The organism is Caulobacter sp. AVps16 (assembly GCF_058681455.1).
The window spans coordinates 251086-266581 of the sequence record NZ_CM178739.1; the positions used below are offsets into that span (position 1 = coordinate 251086).

General features: G+C 68.2%; 13 protein-coding genes. 8 read left to right on the forward strand and 5 right to left on the reverse strand.

The window, feature by feature from the left end:
* Positions 1–10: 10 nt before the first annotated feature.
* Positions 11–832 carry a PhzF family phenazine biosynthesis protein gene (locus tag ACW17U_RS01275; protein WP_492054530.1) on the forward strand — a complete coding sequence of 274 codons (822 nt, stop codon included), beginning with the start codon at positions 11–13 and terminating at the stop codon, positions 830–832.
* 12 nt (positions 833–844) lie between these two features.
* Here ACW17U_RS01275 and ACW17U_RS01280 read toward each other — a convergent pair whose 3' ends face one another.
* Together ACW17U_RS01280 and ACW17U_RS01285 are read right to left on the reverse strand one after the other, a co-directional pair.
* Positions 845–1219 carry a hypothetical protein gene (locus tag ACW17U_RS01280; protein ID WP_492054531.1) on the reverse strand — a complete coding sequence of 125 codons (375 nt, stop codon included), beginning with the start codon at positions 1217–1219 and terminating at the stop codon, positions 845–847.
* Between the two features lie 134 nt (positions 1220–1353).
* Complete coding sequence (locus tag ACW17U_RS01285; protein WP_492054532.1) at positions 1354–3231, reverse strand: ATP-binding protein; 1878 nt, start codon at positions 3229–3231, stop codon at positions 1354–1356.
* Positions 3232–3391: 160 nt separating this feature from the next.
* On the opposite strand from ACW17U_RS01285, the gene ACW17U_RS01290 reads away from it, so the two are divergent.
* The 5 genes from ACW17U_RS01290 (at position 3392) to ACW17U_RS01310 (ending at position 7721) form a co-directional block, all read left to right on the forward strand.
* A complete protein-coding gene (locus ACW17U_RS01290; RefSeq protein ID WP_492054533.1) occupies positions 3392–3736 on the forward strand; it encodes a hypothetical protein in 345 nt (114 codons plus the stop codon).
* Positions 3737–3800: 64 nt separating this feature from the next.
* Entirely contained in the window at positions 3801–4226 is a 426-nt protein-coding gene (locus tag ACW17U_RS01295; protein ID WP_492054534.1) for a hypothetical protein, read from the forward strand.
* Between the two features lie 135 nt (positions 4227–4361).
* Positions 4362–5534: a phosphoserine transaminase gene (locus ACW17U_RS01300; protein ID WP_062149358.1), complete on the forward strand. Its 1173-nt coding sequence runs from the start codon at positions 4362–4364 to the stop codon at positions 5532–5534.
* A 155-nt stretch (positions 5535–5689) separates the two neighbouring features.
* On the forward strand, positions 5690–7267 hold the full coding sequence (gene serA, locus ACW17U_RS01305) for a phosphoglycerate dehydrogenase (protein ID WP_492054535.1): 1578 nt from the start codon (positions 5690–5692) through the stop codon (positions 7265–7267).
* 82 nt (positions 7268–7349) lie between these two features.
* Positions 7350–7721, forward strand: a complete 372-nt coding sequence (locus ACW17U_RS01310) for a VanZ family protein (RefSeq protein ID WP_492054536.1) — start codon at positions 7350–7352, stop codon at positions 7719–7721.
* Here the strand turns inward: ACW17U_RS01310 and ACW17U_RS01315 are convergent.
* The 3 genes from ACW17U_RS01315 to ACW17U_RS01325 form a co-directional block, all read right to left on the reverse strand.
* A complete protein-coding gene (locus ACW17U_RS01315) occupies positions 7718–8455 on the reverse strand; it encodes a hypothetical protein (protein ID WP_492054537.1) in 738 nt (245 codons plus the stop codon). The genes ACW17U_RS01310 and ACW17U_RS01315 overlap by 4 nt on opposite strands.
* Positions 8456–9066: 611 nt before the next feature.
* Positions 9067–9837, reverse strand: a complete 771-nt coding sequence (locus tag ACW17U_RS01320; protein WP_492054538.1) for a crotonase/enoyl-CoA hydratase family protein — start codon at positions 9835–9837, stop codon at positions 9067–9069.
* A 14-nt stretch (positions 9838–9851) separates the two neighbouring features.
* Positions 9852–13067: an acetyl-CoA carboxylase family protein gene (locus tag ACW17U_RS01325; RefSeq protein ID WP_492054539.1), complete on the reverse strand. Its 3216-nt coding sequence runs from the start codon at positions 13065–13067 to the stop codon at positions 9852–9854.
* 112 nt (positions 13068–13179) lie between these two features.
* Here ACW17U_RS01325 and ACW17U_RS01330 point away from each other — a divergent pair, with 112 nt between their 5' ends.
* Positions 13180–13959 (forward strand): ImuA family protein, encoded by a 780-nt coding sequence (locus tag ACW17U_RS01330; protein ID WP_492054540.1) that lies wholly within the window; start codon positions 13180–13182, stop codon positions 13957–13959.
* Between the two features lie 88 nt (positions 13960–14047).
* Positions 14048–15427, forward strand: coding sequence for a Y-family DNA polymerase (locus tag ACW17U_RS01335; RefSeq protein WP_492055772.1), 1380 nt, complete (start codon positions 14048–14050; stop codon positions 15425–15427).
* Positions 15428–15496: the final 69 nt, after the last annotated feature.

Below are 15496 nucleotides of genomic sequence, written 5' to 3' on the forward strand. Positions count from 1 at the left end.
GATCCGCCCCATGCGCCAGTGGACCATCGACGCCTTCGCCCCGGCCCCCTTCAGGGGCAATCCCGCTTGTGTGGTCGAGCCCTTTGACGCCTGGCCCTCTCCGGACTGGATGCAGGCCCTGGCCGCCGAGAACAATCAGGCCGAAACCGCCTTCCTGCTGAAGACGGCCGATCCGTCGCGCTATGGCCTCCGCTGGTTCACCCCGGCCGTGGAGGCCCCGATCTGCGGCCATGCGACCCTGGCGGCCGCCCATGCCCTGTTCTTCGAGATGGGGGTGGACTTGCCCCTGCTGACCTTTGACACCCAGGCCGGGGCCCTGACCGTACGACGCGATGGCGAGCGGCTGGAACTGGATTTCCCCGCCGATCCGCCCCAGCAGATTTCAGTTCCCGAAGGGCTCGAGCAGGCCCTCGGCGCAGCCCCGGTCGAGGTCTGGGCCGGCATGTACCTGGTCGCCGTCATGGCCGACGAAGCGACGGTCCGAAGGCTGAAGCCGGATCAGTCAGCGGTCGCGAAACTGGGCAGCGAGGCCTCGGGCGGTCCCGGCCAGATCGTGACCGTGGCCCTCGCCGATCCAGGGCGGCCCTATCAGGTGGTCAGCCGGTTCTTCGCGCCGGGCTGCGGCATTGCCGAAGATCCCACCACGGGCTCGGCCCACTGCATCCTGATGCCCCTCTATGGCGACAAGCTTGGCCGCGAGGTGCTGAGTTTCCATCAGGCCTATCCCGGCCGCGGCGGCGATCTGGACTGCGAAAGCCGCGGCGCGCGCGTCTTGCTGCGCGGCCGCGGCTTTACAGTGATGGACAGCCGGCTGCGGGTGGAGCCGGACTGACGCTCAGGGTGACTACCAGCGCGGCCGATAGTCGTCGCGATAGTCGCGATCGTGGCCATGGCCATAGCCTGAACCATAGTCGCGGTCGTAGCGTTCGAACCGGATCTGGGCGCTGATACGGTCGAAGCGGCGATCGAGGTCGGCGCGCTCCCATCCGGTCAGGCCGCCGCGACGATAGCGGTGCTCGAGATGGGCGGTCTCGCGCAGTTGCGCGTGCAGGCGGTAGGCTTCGCCACGGCTCAGCGAGCCGCTGCGCAGGCCCCGGTCGATGCGGCGCTCCAGTCGGTCCAGGCGATGGTCAAAGGACTGGGCGGAGGCGGCGGCAGGGATAGCGGTGGCGGCCGCGAGGGCCGAGACCGCCGTGATCGAAAGCAGGATCTTTTTCATCGGTCGGTTCCTCTTGAAACTCTCCGTCGCCCCGGGGGTGGGTGACGTTGATCTCAAGAAACCATGCCGAGCCTGACACGGTTCTGAGCCGCTCGTTGTCTGGCGTTCATGTTTGCAGGCTGCGAAAGCCGGCTTCAGGCCGCGTCGGCAAGGCGCGCAGCGGTCATGGCGGCCTCGATGGCCGCATAGAGCTTGGTGACCTCGATCGGCTTGGACACATGCCCATCCATGCCGGCCGCCAGATAGCCCTCGACCTGATGGGCCAGGGCATTGGCTGTGACCGCCACGATCGGCGTGCGGGCCCTGCCCTCGGCCCGTTCCAGTTCGCGAATGGTCGTGGCGGCCTCGACGCCGTCCATGACCGGCATGTGGATGTCCATCAGGATGATGTCGTGTCCGCCCCGTTTCCAGGCCTCGACACAGGCTGCGCCGTCCGCAACCAGTTCGACCTCGGCCCCGAGGGGCGCCAGGACGGCGGCAATGACCTTCTGATTGGTTGGATTGTCATCGGCAGCCAGAACCCGCGGGCGGGTCTGGGTCGTCGGAATTTCCGGCTGGACCGGTTCGGAGGCCACGGCCCTGGCCTCGCCACGCGGAATGGCCAGAACCACCGTGAAGGTCGAGCCCTGCCCTTCGCGGCTCTGCACCGCGATGCTGCCACCCATCAGGCCGGTGAGTTCGCGGCAGATCGCCAGACCCAGGCCCGAACCCCCGAACTTGCGGGTCATGGAACTGTCGGCCTGAACGAACTTGTCGAACAGGCGCGGCTGGATCTCCGACGGAATGCCGATGCCCGTATCGGCCACGTCGATGCGCAGGCCCGAACCGTCCTCGGCCGAGGCGAAGCGCACGGCGACCGCACCGCTGGGCGTGAACTTCAGGGCATTGGAGATGAGATTGCCCAGGATCTGACGCAGCCGGTCGACATCGCCCCGCCAGATCCCCTGGGCCTCGGCGGCGACCGCAACCTCGAAGGCAAGACCCTTGTCCCGCGCCTCGCCGGCGAAGCTGTCGCGCAGGGCCACCGCCAGGGCGGCGAGGTCGAAGTCCTCGGCGGCGAGATCGAGGCGGCCGGCCTCGATCTTCGACAGGTCGAGCACGTCATTGAGCACGGTGAGCAGCAGGCCGCCCGAAACCCGGATCACCGCCAGCCGCTCGCGCTGGGCCGGCTTGAGCTCATCCATCGCCATGACCTCGGCCATGGTCAGCACGCCGTTCAGGGGGGTGCGGATCTCGTGGCTCATATTGGCCAGGAAGTGGGACTTCAGCACATTGGCGGCATTGGCCTGGTCGCGCGCCTTGACCAGTTCGGCCATGGCACCCCGCAGGTCCTGGTCGTTGATCTCGAGCCGTCCGACCAGATGGTTGAAGCTTTCGGTCAGGCTGTGAAAGACGTCGTCTTCGCTGGTCTGCTGGACGGGCCGGAAGCGGCCGTCCGCCGCCACGGCCTGCATGGCCTCAGTCAGACGCTGCATCGGGCGGGTCATGCGGCGCGCCAGGCTGTTGGCCAGCAGAATCGCCAGACCGGCCGATCCGAAGAACAGGGTGCCGGTCAGGGCCAGGTCACGGGCCAGGATCTGCTCCAGCCGCGGTTCGCGCGCCATCAGGGCCAGGGTCCCGATCGTCCGGCCATCCAGAACGATGGTCTTCTCGACCGTCTGGGTCGCCTTTCCGGCCTCGCGTGCAACCCCCTCCTGAGCCACGACCCGGCCCTGGAGATCGGAGATCTGTACGCCTGCGACATGTGGAGCCCGGGCGACGGCGGCCAGGGCATTGCGGACGCCGGTCACGTCTCCGGCCGCCAGGGGAGCGGCGGCCCCCGCCGCGACCATCTGGGTCAGGATCTGGTGATTGGCCCGGGCCTCCTGGCGCGCCACGCTCCATTGCTGGACCATGAAGCAGGCGCAGGCGGCGATCAGCGCGACCACTGTGGTGATCAGGGCCACGCCCGCAATGCGCGCCTGCAGGGGGGCGTGGGTCGGCGTGTCAGGGCGGCGCAGCGTGTCGGGCATGAGACGTCCGGGTGAAGGGCAAGACCCATTTTGGGGCCATCTTCCTAACGCTTCACTTCCAACCCCGGAGCCCTCCGCGACAATTCAACGCCAAGACGAGTTTCCCGTTGCGCACGCGTTAAGACTTCGTTTACCTTGATTGACAGGTTCTTAACGGGAGATGGGCGTGGAAAAGGTTTTTGTTGCACAACGCATCGCGACCAAGCTGTTCGCGACGGAGAACGCGGTGGATGCGGCGATGGTCGAAGCCGCCGAGCTGATGGCCGACATGCTGAAGGCTCGCAAGGACATCGGCCTTTCGGCCGTGGTCGGCGACCGCGCCAGCGCCAAGCTGGTCGAAGCCCTCTCCGCCCTCGGCGAAGCCCGTTCGGCCATGGTCGAGATGCACAACGAACTCAATGACGTAAAGCTGCGCATTGGCGTTCGCACGAAGCTGATCGGGATCGAGGATAAGTCTAAAGACGCCGTTCGTGGCTCGGCAGCGGACTTGCGAGACGCGGGTTAATCAACTCGATCGTTGCAACACTTTAACTTCGCGAAGCCCCTAATGTGAGTTAGGGGCTTTTGCTATGTTACAGTTTATCGCACCGCTGCTCTGGACGCTTACGGCCATTACGGTGTTGCTGGCTTGGTTGCGGGGCGGCTCTGCAGAACGCCTGGGTTCAGCGCTGGTGTTGACCGGCAGCCTGCTGGTCGTGATCATCCACGTCTCTTTGCCTACGGAGCTTCAGGCAACGGCGCTTCTGATTGGAGAGGCAGCCCTCGCACTTGGCTTTCTGCTGGTCGCCATGCGCTATCTCAGCCCTTGGCTGGGATTGGCGATGATACTCCAAGCCATACAGTTTAGCCTTCATGCCTACTATCTGATCGGCGAGAAGCCACACGACTACCTTTATCGGGCAGTGAACAACGTAAATACCTTTGCAATCCTGCTGATTATCTTGGCTGCGACGATTGTTTCATGGCGTCGTCGCGCAGGCTCCGAAGAAAAATAATTGCCGACGGGTCGCCAGAATCCCGTCGCCGCGACAAATCTCTCCTTGCCTTTGGGTTTGAAACAGCGTTTCTCGCCGGCGGGCCACGCCCCCCCAACGGGGCGCTGTCCATCTGTAAGGATGGGAGACATCGCTATGACGACCCTCGCCAAGCCGGCGCAACGCCCGGCTCGTCCCGAGTTCTCTTCCGGCCCCTGCGCCAAAAGGCCCGGCTGGACCCCCGAAAATCTCAGAAACGCCGTGCTCGGTCGCTCGCACCGCAGCAAGCTGGGCAAGGGCCGCCTGAAGGCCGCCATCGACCAGACGCGCGAAGTGCTGGAAGTCCCGGCCGACTTCCTGATCGGCATCGTCGCCGGGTCCGACACCGGGGCCGTCGAAATGGCGATGTGGTCGATGCTGGGCGCCCGCCCGGTGCAGCTGATGGCCTTCGAGTCCTTCGGCAAGGACTGGGTCACCGACGTGACCAAGCAACTGAAGCTGCCCAATGTCGAGGTGCTCGACGCCCCGTACGGCCAGCTGCCCGACACCTCCAGGGTCGATCCGGCCAAGGATCTGGTCTTCACCTGGAACGGCACCACCTCGGGCGTCCGCGTCCCGAACGCCGACTTCATCTCGGCCGACCGTGAAGGCATCACCATCTGCGACGCCACCAGCGCCGCCTTCGCCCAGGACCTCGACTGGACCAAGCTCGATGTCGTGACCTTCTCCTGGCAGAAGGCCCTCGGCGGCGAGGGCGCACACGGCGTGCTGATCCTGTCGCCGCGCGCCGTGGCGCGCCTGGAGAGCTACACACCCCCCTGGCCGATGCCGAAACTGTTCCGCATGACCAAGGGCGGCAAGGTCAGCCTCGACATCTTCGAGGGCGCGACCATCAACACCCCCTCGATGCTCTGCGTGGAAGACGCCCTGGACGCCCTGAAGTGGGCCTCGTCCATCGGCGGTCTGGAAGGCATGCAATCGCGCGCCGACCAGAACCTGGCCGTGATCGCCGACTGGGTGGCCAAGACCCCGTGGGTCGATTTCCTGGCCGCGACGCCGGATATCCGCTCCAACACCTCGGTGTGCCTGAAGGTCGTCGATCCTGCGATCGCCGCCCTGTCGGACGATGCCCAGGCCGACTTCGCCAAGAAGCTGGCCAGCCTGCTCGAGAAGGAGGGTGCCGCCCTCGACATCGGCGGCTATCGCGACGCCCCGGCCGGCCTGCGCATCTGGTGCGGAGCCACCGTCGAGGCTTCCGACCTGGAAGCCCTGACCCCCTGGCTGGACTGGGCTTTCGCCACCGTCTCGGCCGAACTGGCCGCCGCTTAAGCTTTCAAGACTTGCCCCCACCGGGCTGCTTCGCAGCCGTCCGCCCCCACAGGGGCAGATGAAAAGGCTCCCCTCCCCCGCTGGGGGGAGGGGAACCGCCGAACGGCGGCGGAGGGGGCTTTCCCACACACAATTCTCCGCAAGGAACACCCACCATGGCTCCCCGCGTCCTCATTGCTGACAAGCTTTCCCCCGCCGCCGTCGACATCTTCAAGAACCGCGGCGTCGATTTCGACATCAAGGTCGGCCTGTCGAAAGACGAACTCATCGCCGTGATCGGCGACTATGACGGCATCGCCATCCGCTCGGGTGCCAAGCTCGACAAGGATGTGATTGCCGCCGCCCACAAGCTGCAGGTCATCGCCCGGGCCGGCATCGGCGTCGACAATGTCGACATCCCCGCCGCCACCGCCAAGGGCATCGTCGTGATGAACACCCCCTTCGGCAACTCGATCACCACGGCCGAGCATGCCATCGCCATGATGTTCGCCCTGGCCCGCCAACTGCCCCAGGCCGATGCCAGCACCCAGGCCGGCAAGTGGGAAAAGAACCGCTTCATGGGCGTGGAGCTCTACGCCAAGACCCTGGGCCTGATCGGGGCCGGCAATATCGGCGGCATCGTCGCCGACCGCGCCCTGGGCCTGAAGATGAAGGTCGTGGCCTATGACCCGTTCCTGTCGCCCGAGCGCGCCATCGAGATGGGCGTCGAGAAGGTCGAGCTGGAGGACCTGCTGGCCCGCGCCGACGTCATCACCCTGCATACGCCCCTGACCGACAAGACCCGCAACATCCTGTCGGCCGAGAACCTGGCCAAGACCCGGAAGGGCGTCCTGATCGTCAACTGCGCCCGTGGCGGCCTGGTCGACGAGGTTGCCCTGCGCGCCCTGCTCGACAGCGGCCATGTCGGCGGTGCCGGCTTTGACGTCTTCGTCACCGAGCCGGCCAAGGAAAACCCGCTGTTCGGGTCCGACCGCGTCGTCGCCACCCCCCACCTGGGCGCCAGCACCAGCGAAGCCCAGGAGAACGTCGCCCTGCAGGTCGCCGAACAGGTCAGCGACTATCTGCTGACCGGCGCCGTCACCAACGCCCTGAACAGCCCCTCGATCACGGCGGAAGAAGCCCCCAAGCTGAAGCCGTTCGTGGCCCTGGCCGAGAAGATCGGTGCCCTGGCCGGTCAGATGGTCGACTTCGGCATCAAGACCATCGACATCGCCTATGAGGGCGAAGTGGCCAATCTGAACGTCAAGCCGATGACCTCGGCGGCCCTGTCGGGAATCCTCAAGCCCATGCTGGCCGAGATCAACATGGTTTCGGCCCCGGCCGTGGCCAAGGAGCGCGGTATCACCGTCTCCGAAAGCCGCCAGGAGGTCAGCCCCACCTATGACAGCCTGATGCGCATCACCATCACCACCGAGAAGGGCCAGCGCGCCTTCGCCGGCACGGTGATCGCCGGAGCGCCGCGCGTCGTCGAGGTCAAGGGCATGGAACTGGACGCGGCCTTCTCGCCGGCCATGCTCTACATCAACAACCTCGACAAGCCGGGCTTCATCGGGGCCCTGGGCATGCTGCTGGGCGAGGCAGGTGTCAACATCGCCACCTTCAACCTGGGTCGTGTCTCGGCCGACGAGGACGCCATCGCCCTGGTCGGCGTCGACCAGGCTCCCGATGCCGCCCTGCTGGCCAAGATCCAGGCCCTGCCGCACGTCAAGGAAGCCCGCGCCCTGACCTTCTAGGTCCAGCCGGCCTTTGCGATTTCGTCATTCCGGAGCGGCATAGTGGCCGTCTCCGGAATGACGACGAGGTTCAAGACCAGGCATGCCGCTGTTCCAGCACCGCAGGATCAATCGCCTGGCCTTCACCGCCTTTGTGGCGGCGTCGCTGTTCACCCTGTGGCGCGCCGTCTTGCCGGACGATGGCGGGATCGGCTTCATCCCGTGGGACAAGGCCAAACATTTCATCGCCTTCTACGTCCTGACCGCCCTGGCCGTCGCTGCCCTGCCTAATAGCCGGTTCTGGCGCATCGGGGCCGTTCTGCTGGCCTTCGGCGTGGCGATCGAGGCGGTCCAGGCCCTGGTCGGCCGGGATGCAGCTCTTGGCGATGTCGTCGCCGACGCCTGCGGCATTGCCGCCCTGTTCGGACCGATTCTGCTCCGCGCCTGGACCCGACCGGCGCCGAACCCGGTCTAGTCGAAGGCCAGATGCTCCGGCAGGAAATAGAACAGCCATTCCAGTTTCAGGATGTTCTGCAATTCGCGAAAGCTGGGCGGCTCATAGCGCGAAACCACGTGCAGGGGCTTGCCGGTGATCTTCAGCACCTCGACCAGCAGCACCAGTGACGTGTCCACCGAGGCGATCCGCGCCGCCCGTTCGATCACGGTCGACCAGTCGATCAGGGTATAGCCCTCGACCACCTGCAACCGGACTTCCTTCTCGGGGGCCCGGTTCGGAAAGGGGATATAGCGCTTGCTGCAGTGCTCGTTGATCAGGGCATAGGGCACCCCGTCATCCAGGCCCAGCTGCCGGAACAGCCGCTCTTCCTTCTCCAGGTCGCGGCGCAGGGTGACATGGTCGGCCCAGTCATCCATCTCGACGCCCGAGACCTGATACTTCAGGTCCATGGTCTGCTCGGGGGCATAGCGCCAACTGAAGAACAGCGACAGGAACGTATAGGCATTGGCCTCGATCGGGCTGAGCGCGATCTTGTCGGCCAGGAACAGGATCTCGTCGCGAAACTCGAAATCGTACTCGAGGGTCGGGGTCTCGACATTGTCCGGCATGACCAGGGCGTCATAGACCCAGCGATGGGTCTCGCGCACCGGCAGGATCACCCGGCGACCATTGGCGGCATAGGTCTTGACGATCTTCTGAATGAACAGCAGGTCGCCGGCCATGCCGGGCTGAAAGATGATCACGGGCTTCATGTCGGGCTCGCAGAATCGGGCTGAACACCAGTCTCTCACAACTTGGTCGCCGGAGATCCTGTGACCGAGGCGCGCGGCGTCGCGACGCCGCCTGGTTCCATTCCCGCCGCTGCTTTGGACCGGTACCAAGCGTTCCCTCCGTCCCCAAGCGGGAGCACTCCCTAAACCTCACGGCGAGACGATCGCTGGTCTGTCCAGGTTGCTCAGGGACGACGCTGCGCGTCGCCGCGAGGCGGTCCTTGATTGACCTTTCCGGACTAGCGCGCAGCAGCCTCCCGGCGATTTAAGGATAAGAGGGACACGGGGCGTTCGCGTTCTGGGAGTGACGCCAAATCTGCTCCCGACCCATGGCGAACCTTCATGGTCCCTCCCTCTCTTTCAGAGAGAGGGATCGGTCAGAGCGACCGACTTCCACCCATGGCGGGCTCTCGATCGTTCCGCTTTGGGGGCTTCCGCCTCACCCCAATAATCCTGCCATCCCGGCCGGACGCCCGCGAGGGCGGGAGCGCCGGGACCCAAGGGCAACCGCAGTGAGGCGAACCGCACGACGGTGCCAGTGCACTTTAATCCCCATCCACAATCCCCGTCTTCACCCTCAAAGGCCCGGGCCTTCAGTCCGGCGCGGCTTGACCGCCGCGACCCGCCCCGCCGGTGAAGCGCGCTGCGCCTGAACGGGCCTCGCGGCGCAGGGGTTCGACCCCGCCGCGCCCTTCGGCCTTCAGGGCTTCGGCCAGATCGCTGTCCCATTGCCCAAAGGCCGAGGCGCGATCGGCCCGCAGGCAGATCTGGGGGAAGGCGGCGATGCTCCGCGCGAGGGCTTGCGCCTCGACCAGGGCCGAACCCTCGGCGACGACCCGGTCGGCCAGACCCCATGACAAGGCTTCTGCGGCACCGACCGCACGGCCGGTCAGGATCATGTCCAGCGCCCGGCCCTGGCCGACGATTCGCGGCAGGCGCACCGTTCCGCCGTCGATCAGCGGCACCCCCCAGCGTCGGCAGAAGACTCCGAAGGTGGAGTTTTCGGCCGCCACGCGCATGTCGCACCACAGGGCCAGTTCCAGCCCGCCGGCCACGGCATGGCCCTCGATAGCGGCGATCACCGGCTTGGCCAGCAGGCGGCGCGTTGGTCCCATCGGGCCCTCGCCGACCGGATCGTAGCGCTCGCCCGCGCCGCTCGCGGCGACAGTCAGGTCAAAGCCCGAACAGAAGGTCCCATGGGCACCCGTCAGTATGGCCACGGCCGCCGTTTCATCGGCCTCAAAGGCGTCAAAAGCTGCGTTCAGCTGCAGGGCCGTGGCGGGATCGACGGCGTTGCGGCGCTCCGGACGGTTGATCGTCACGGTCCAGACCGGACCGTCGGTGGTCAGTTCGACTTCGCTCATGGTCCGTGGCCTTTCTAGAAACTGTCTACCCGCACCGCCCACGGCCGCGTCACCCCCGCCGCAGCGTCAAGCCCGCCCAGGATCCAGCGCCGGGTATCGGCCGGGTCGATGACCGCGTCGATTTCCAGGGCTGCGGCCATGCTGGTCGCCTTGCCGGCCGCATAGAGCCGGGCCACCAGCTGGTCATAGAGGGCCTTCTGCTCGGCCGGATCGGTCAGGGCCTCCAGCTCCTTGCGGTAGCCCAGCTTGACGGCGCCCTCCAGGCCCATGCCGCCGAACTCGCCCGTGGGCCAGGCGGCGATGAAGGCTGGGCTGTGGAAGCTGCCGCCGGCCATGGCCTGGGCCCCGAGGCCATAGCCCTTGCGGGTGACCACGGTGAACAGGGGCGAGCGCAGCTTGGCGCCGGCGATGAATTGGCGGCTGACCCGGCGTACGGCAGCGGCGTCCTCGCTGTCGGGACCGACCATGAAGCCGGGCGTGTCGCAGAGGCTCAGGACCGGCAGGGCGAAGGCGTCGCACAGCTGCAGGAAGCGCGCGGCCTTGTCGGCCCCGTCGCAGTCAATCGCCCCGCCCAGATGGCGCGGATCATTGGCGATCAGGCCCATGGGCCGGCCCTCGATGCGGATCAGGCCAGTGACCATGCCGGCCGCAAAGCCGCCGCGCAGTTCGATGAACGAGGCCTCGTCGACGAGGCCGGCGATCAGGGCGCGCACGTCATAGACCCGCAGGCGGTTCTCCGGGATGGCGTTGCGGAGCCGGCGCTGGTCGGGGGCGGTCCAGGTGCTCAGCGTGCCCTGGAAATAGGACAGGGCCTGTTTGGCCAGGCGGGTGGCCTGGGCCTCGTCATCGGCCAGGATGTCGATGACGCCATTCTTCCACTGATGGGCCGAGGGGCCGATCTGTTCGGGCTTGAACACGCCCAGACCCCCGCCTTCGATCATGGCCGGACCGCCCATGCCGAGATTGGAGTCGCGGGTGGCGATGATGATCTCCGATAGCCCCGCGATGGCGGCATTGCCGGCAAAGCAGCGGCCGGCGACGATGGCGATCTTGGGCACCAGGCCCGACAACTGGGCGAAACTCCTGAAGGTCGGCACATCGAGCCCGGCCACCGCCGTGGTGTCGGTGTCGCCGGGACGTCCGCCGCCGCCCTCGGCGAACCAGACCACCGGCAGTTTCTGGTCGGCGATCACCGCCATCAGCCGGTCGGTCTTGCGGTGGTTCATCGCGCCTTGCGTGCCCGCCAGCACGGTGAAGTCATAGGCCAGGGCGGCGCAGCGGGCCTTGTCGGGGGCGAAGAGGCCGCCGTTGACCGTGCCGATGCCGGTGATCAGGCCGTCGGCGGGGGTATTGGCGATCAGGTCCTCGGTGGTGCGCCGACGCTTCTGGGCGGCGATGGCCAGGGCCCCGTATTCGAGGAAGCTGCCGGGATCGACGAGGTCGTCGATGTTCTCCCGCGCCGTGCGATGGCCGGTCTTGCGACGGCGGGCAACGGCGTCGGGACGGGCCTCGTCGAGGGTGAAGCGGTGGCGGGCTATGACCTCGGCCAGGTCCGGACGGATCGCATCGAGGTCCTCGACGGCGGCGTCCTGCGCCTCTGCGGCCGCCATCTCGACCGGCTCCAGGAAGACCAGCGGCTGACCCTCGGCCACGGTCTGGCCCGGGGCGGCGGCGATCTTCAGCACCCGGCCGCCGGACGTGGCGATGACCAGATGCTCCATCTTCATGGCCTCCAGCACGGCCAGGGCCTGACCGGGACGGACCAGATCGCCTTCCGCCACCGCGATCGCGCCGACCGTGGCCGCCAGGGGTGCAGCGACGGTGATCGCGCCGTCCAGGGTCTCGAAATGGGCTTCGGCGCTCTCTGACGGGAGGGGAAGTCCGGCGACCAGTTCGGCGGCGTGGTCGTCGATGAACCGGGTGGTTGCCGCTCCGTCCTTCCAGTCCGGGGTTTGCAGGATCGCCCGGATCAGGGGCGCGGTGGTGGCGAGGCCGGTGATCGTGAACTCGCTGAGGGCCCGATCGAGACGCGCAGCGGTTTCGGCCAGGGTCCGGCCCCGGGCGATGACCTTGGCCAGCAGGCTGTCATAGGTCGCCCCGACCACCAGGCCGACCGCGCCGGCACCGTCCACCCGCACCCCCGGACCGCCCGGAGGGGCATAGGCGGTGAGGGTTCCGGACGAGGGCTTGACCTGTCCGTCGGCACCCAGGGTCTCGGCATTGATCCGCGCCTGGATCGCGATGCCCACGGCGAGGGGCGGCGTGGTCAGGTCGAGTTCGACCAGGGTCCGCCCCGCCGCCAGGTCGAACTGCAGGCGAACGAGGTCCAGGCCCGTGACCTCCTCGGTGACGGTGTGCTCGACCTGCAGGCGGGGATTGGTCTCGATGAAGGCGAAGTCGCCGGTGGCGGTGTCGAGCAGAAACTCGACGGTCGCCAGGCCGCGATAGCCGGCGCACAGGGTCTCGGCCGCCCTGGCCATGGCCGTCCGGGTGGCGGCGGGCAGGTTCGGGGCCGGGGCGATCTCGACCAGCTTCTGGTTGCGGCGTTGCAGGGAGCAGTCGCGGTCGCCCACCGCCAGCACGCGGGTTCCGTCACCGACGATCTGCACCTCGATATGGCGGGCGCGCTCGATCAGCTTCTCGGCATAGAGGCCGTCATCGCCGAACGCGGCCATGGCCTCGCGGGCGCAGGCGGCGAAGGCGGCGTCCAGCTCGCCGGGATCCAGCACCAGCCGCATGCCGCGTCCGCCGCCGCCGGCCCGCGCCTTCAGCATGATCGCCCCGTGCTGGGTCAGGAAGGCCTCGGCGGCGGGCAGGTCCAGGGTGCCGGTTCCGGGGATCAGGGGCACGCCCAGCTTCTGGGCCAGGGCGCGGGCGGCGGCCTTGTCGCCGAAGGTCTCGAGCTGGTCGGGGGCCGGGCCGATGAAGGTGATCCCCGCCGCCGCGCAGGCGCGGGCCAGTCCGGCGTTCTCGGACAGGAAGCCATAGCCGGGATGCAGGGCGTCGCAGCCCGCGCCCCTGGCCGCGGCGACGATGGCTTCGATGTCGAGATAGGCCCGGGCCCCGGTGCTGGGCAGGGCGACGGCCTGGTCGGCGGCGGCGACGTGCGGGCTGGCCGCGTCGTCGCCGGCATGGACCGCGACACTTTCGATCCCCAGCTCGGCAGCGGCGCGGGCGATGCGGAGGGCGATCTCGCCGCGATTGGCGATCAGCACGCGCTGGAAGGACATGGAGACGTTTCCTGGAGGGGCTTCATACGGCCGTTTGACGCAGCATGGCCGGGCCCGCTTGACTCTCCAAGCCCATAAGATCAGAACATAAAGGGAACAAAGGAATGGAGTGATGGCCGTACCGCGCGAGGCGCGCCTGGCGGCATTGAAGGGCCGGATCGCTGCTCTGGAAGCAGGGACTCGGACTCCGAGTCCGGTCCTGGCCCTGGGCGATCCCCGTATCGACAGCTGCTTTCCGGCGGGCGGACTGCCGTCGGGCTGCTGGCACGAGGTGATGGGCGCGGGGCTGGAGGACGAGACCTCGGCGGCCCCTGCCGCCTTCGCCGCCCTGTTGACCCGGCCGTTGCTTAAGAGCGGGGCGGTGGTCTGGGTGATGCGGCGCACGGATCTTTTCACCCCGGGCCTGGCGGGGCTTGGCCTTCCCACCGACCGGCTGATCCAGGTCCGGGCCCGCGACGATGCCGAGGTACTGTCGGTGCTGGAGGATGCCCTCTCGACCCTCGGGGTGGCCGCCGCGGTCGGCGAGGCGGCGGCACCGGAGCTGAAGATCGGTCGCCGCCTGCAACTGGCCAGCGAGAAGCGCGGCAGTTTCGGCGTCCTGCTGCACCGGCGGCCCTATGGCGGTCCCGCAGGGCGGGCGCGGACGGTGTCGGGGTCGTCCTCCTTCAGTCGCTGGCGCATCGGCAGCGCGCCCAGCCAGCCGCCGCCGGATACGCCGGGCCTGGGCCCGCCGCGCTGGCGGGTCGAGCTGGAACGCTGCCGGGGCGGGCGCCCCGGTGCCTGGATCCTGGAGTCTTCGGAGGCCGAGCATGGCCCGCATCCTTTCCGTCTGGTGTCCCAACTGGCCGATCACGACCTGGCGACGGCGGAATCCTGGCGCAGGGCCGGGTGAGGGTATCGCCACAGCGCGCCCCTTTGCCCTGCTGATCTCGGACTCCGGCACCCGCCGCCTCGCCGCCATCGACGAAACGGCCGAGGCCCTGGGCCTGCGCCCTGGCCAGAAGGCTGCCGACGCCATGGCCCTGGCCCCCGACCTTGTCACCGCCGACCACGATCCCGAGGCCGACCGCGCGGCCCTGGAGGCCCTGAGCGACTGGTGCGTGCGGTTCTCGCCAGCCGTGGCCCTCGACGGTACGGACGGCCTGTTCCTCGACATCACCGGGACCGACCACCTGTGGGGCGGCGAGGCGGCGATGATGGCCGACCTGCTGGCGCGACTGGCCCGCTGGGGCGTGCCGGCCCGGGCGGCGATCGCCGACACGCCCGGCGCGGCCTGGGCCCTGGCGCGATTTGGGGCCCGCTTCGGCGAGGCCGGCGAGATCGCGCCGCCGGCCGGTCAGCGCGACCGGCTGGCCGATCTGCCGGTGGCGGCCCTGCGCCTCGACGCCACCGCCACCGACCAGCTGCCGCGTCTGGGCCTGTTCCGGATCGAGCAGATCCTGGGCCTGCCTCGCGCCCAACTGGCCAAGCGGTTCGGCCTGAACCTGACCCTGCGCCTGGACCAGGCTATGGGGGCGGCGGGCGAGGCCCTGGTCTATCGCCGGCCGGCCAGTCCCTGGTTCGACCGCCTGGCCTTTGCCGAGCCGATCAGCGCGCCCGACGATCTGGCCCGGGTGGTCGGCGACGTCACGGCCCTGATCTGCCAGCGGCTGGAGGCCGAGGGCCAGGGGGCGCGGCGGTTCGAGGTGGTCTTTCACCGGCTGGACGGCAAGGCCATGGCGGTGCGGGCGGGGCTGGCGCGGCCGGGTCGCGACGCCGCGCGCCTGACCCGGCTGATGATCCCCAAGCTGGACGTGATTGATCCCGGCTTCGGCATCGAGGTGGTCACGGTCTTTGCCGCCGACGTCGAGCCCCTGAGCGCCGTTCAGGCCCGGCTCGATGCCGAGGCCGGAGCCGGGCTGGACGAGACCCTGGCCCCCCTGGTCGACCGGCTGATCAACCGGCTGGGCGAGGATCGCGTCTGGCGGGCCGATCCGTATGAGAGCCATGTGCCCGAACGCTCGGTGATCCGTCGCGCGCCGCTGGCCGCGCCTTCCGGCCAGACCTGGGACCCCGAACGCCCCCGGCCGGTGCGGCTGTTCAAGCGGCCCGAGCCGATCACGGCAATGGCCAAGCTGCCCGACGATCCCCCGGTCCAGTTCCAGTGGCGCGGCCGCTCGCACCGCGTGCGCCGTGCCGAGGGTCCCGAACGCATCGGCCAGGAATGGTGGCGCGGCGATTTCGACGACACCGGACCGGGCAGGATCCGCGACTATTACCGGGTCGAGGACGAAGCCGGCGGCCGGTTCTGGATCTTTCGCCAGGGCCTGTTCGGGACGGGCGACGAGCCGAAGTGGTGGTTGCATGGCCTGTTTGGGTAGCCAGAGCACTTGCCCCCACCGGACCGGTTGCGCGGTCGTCCGCCCCCGGAGGGGGCGGATGATTTCATC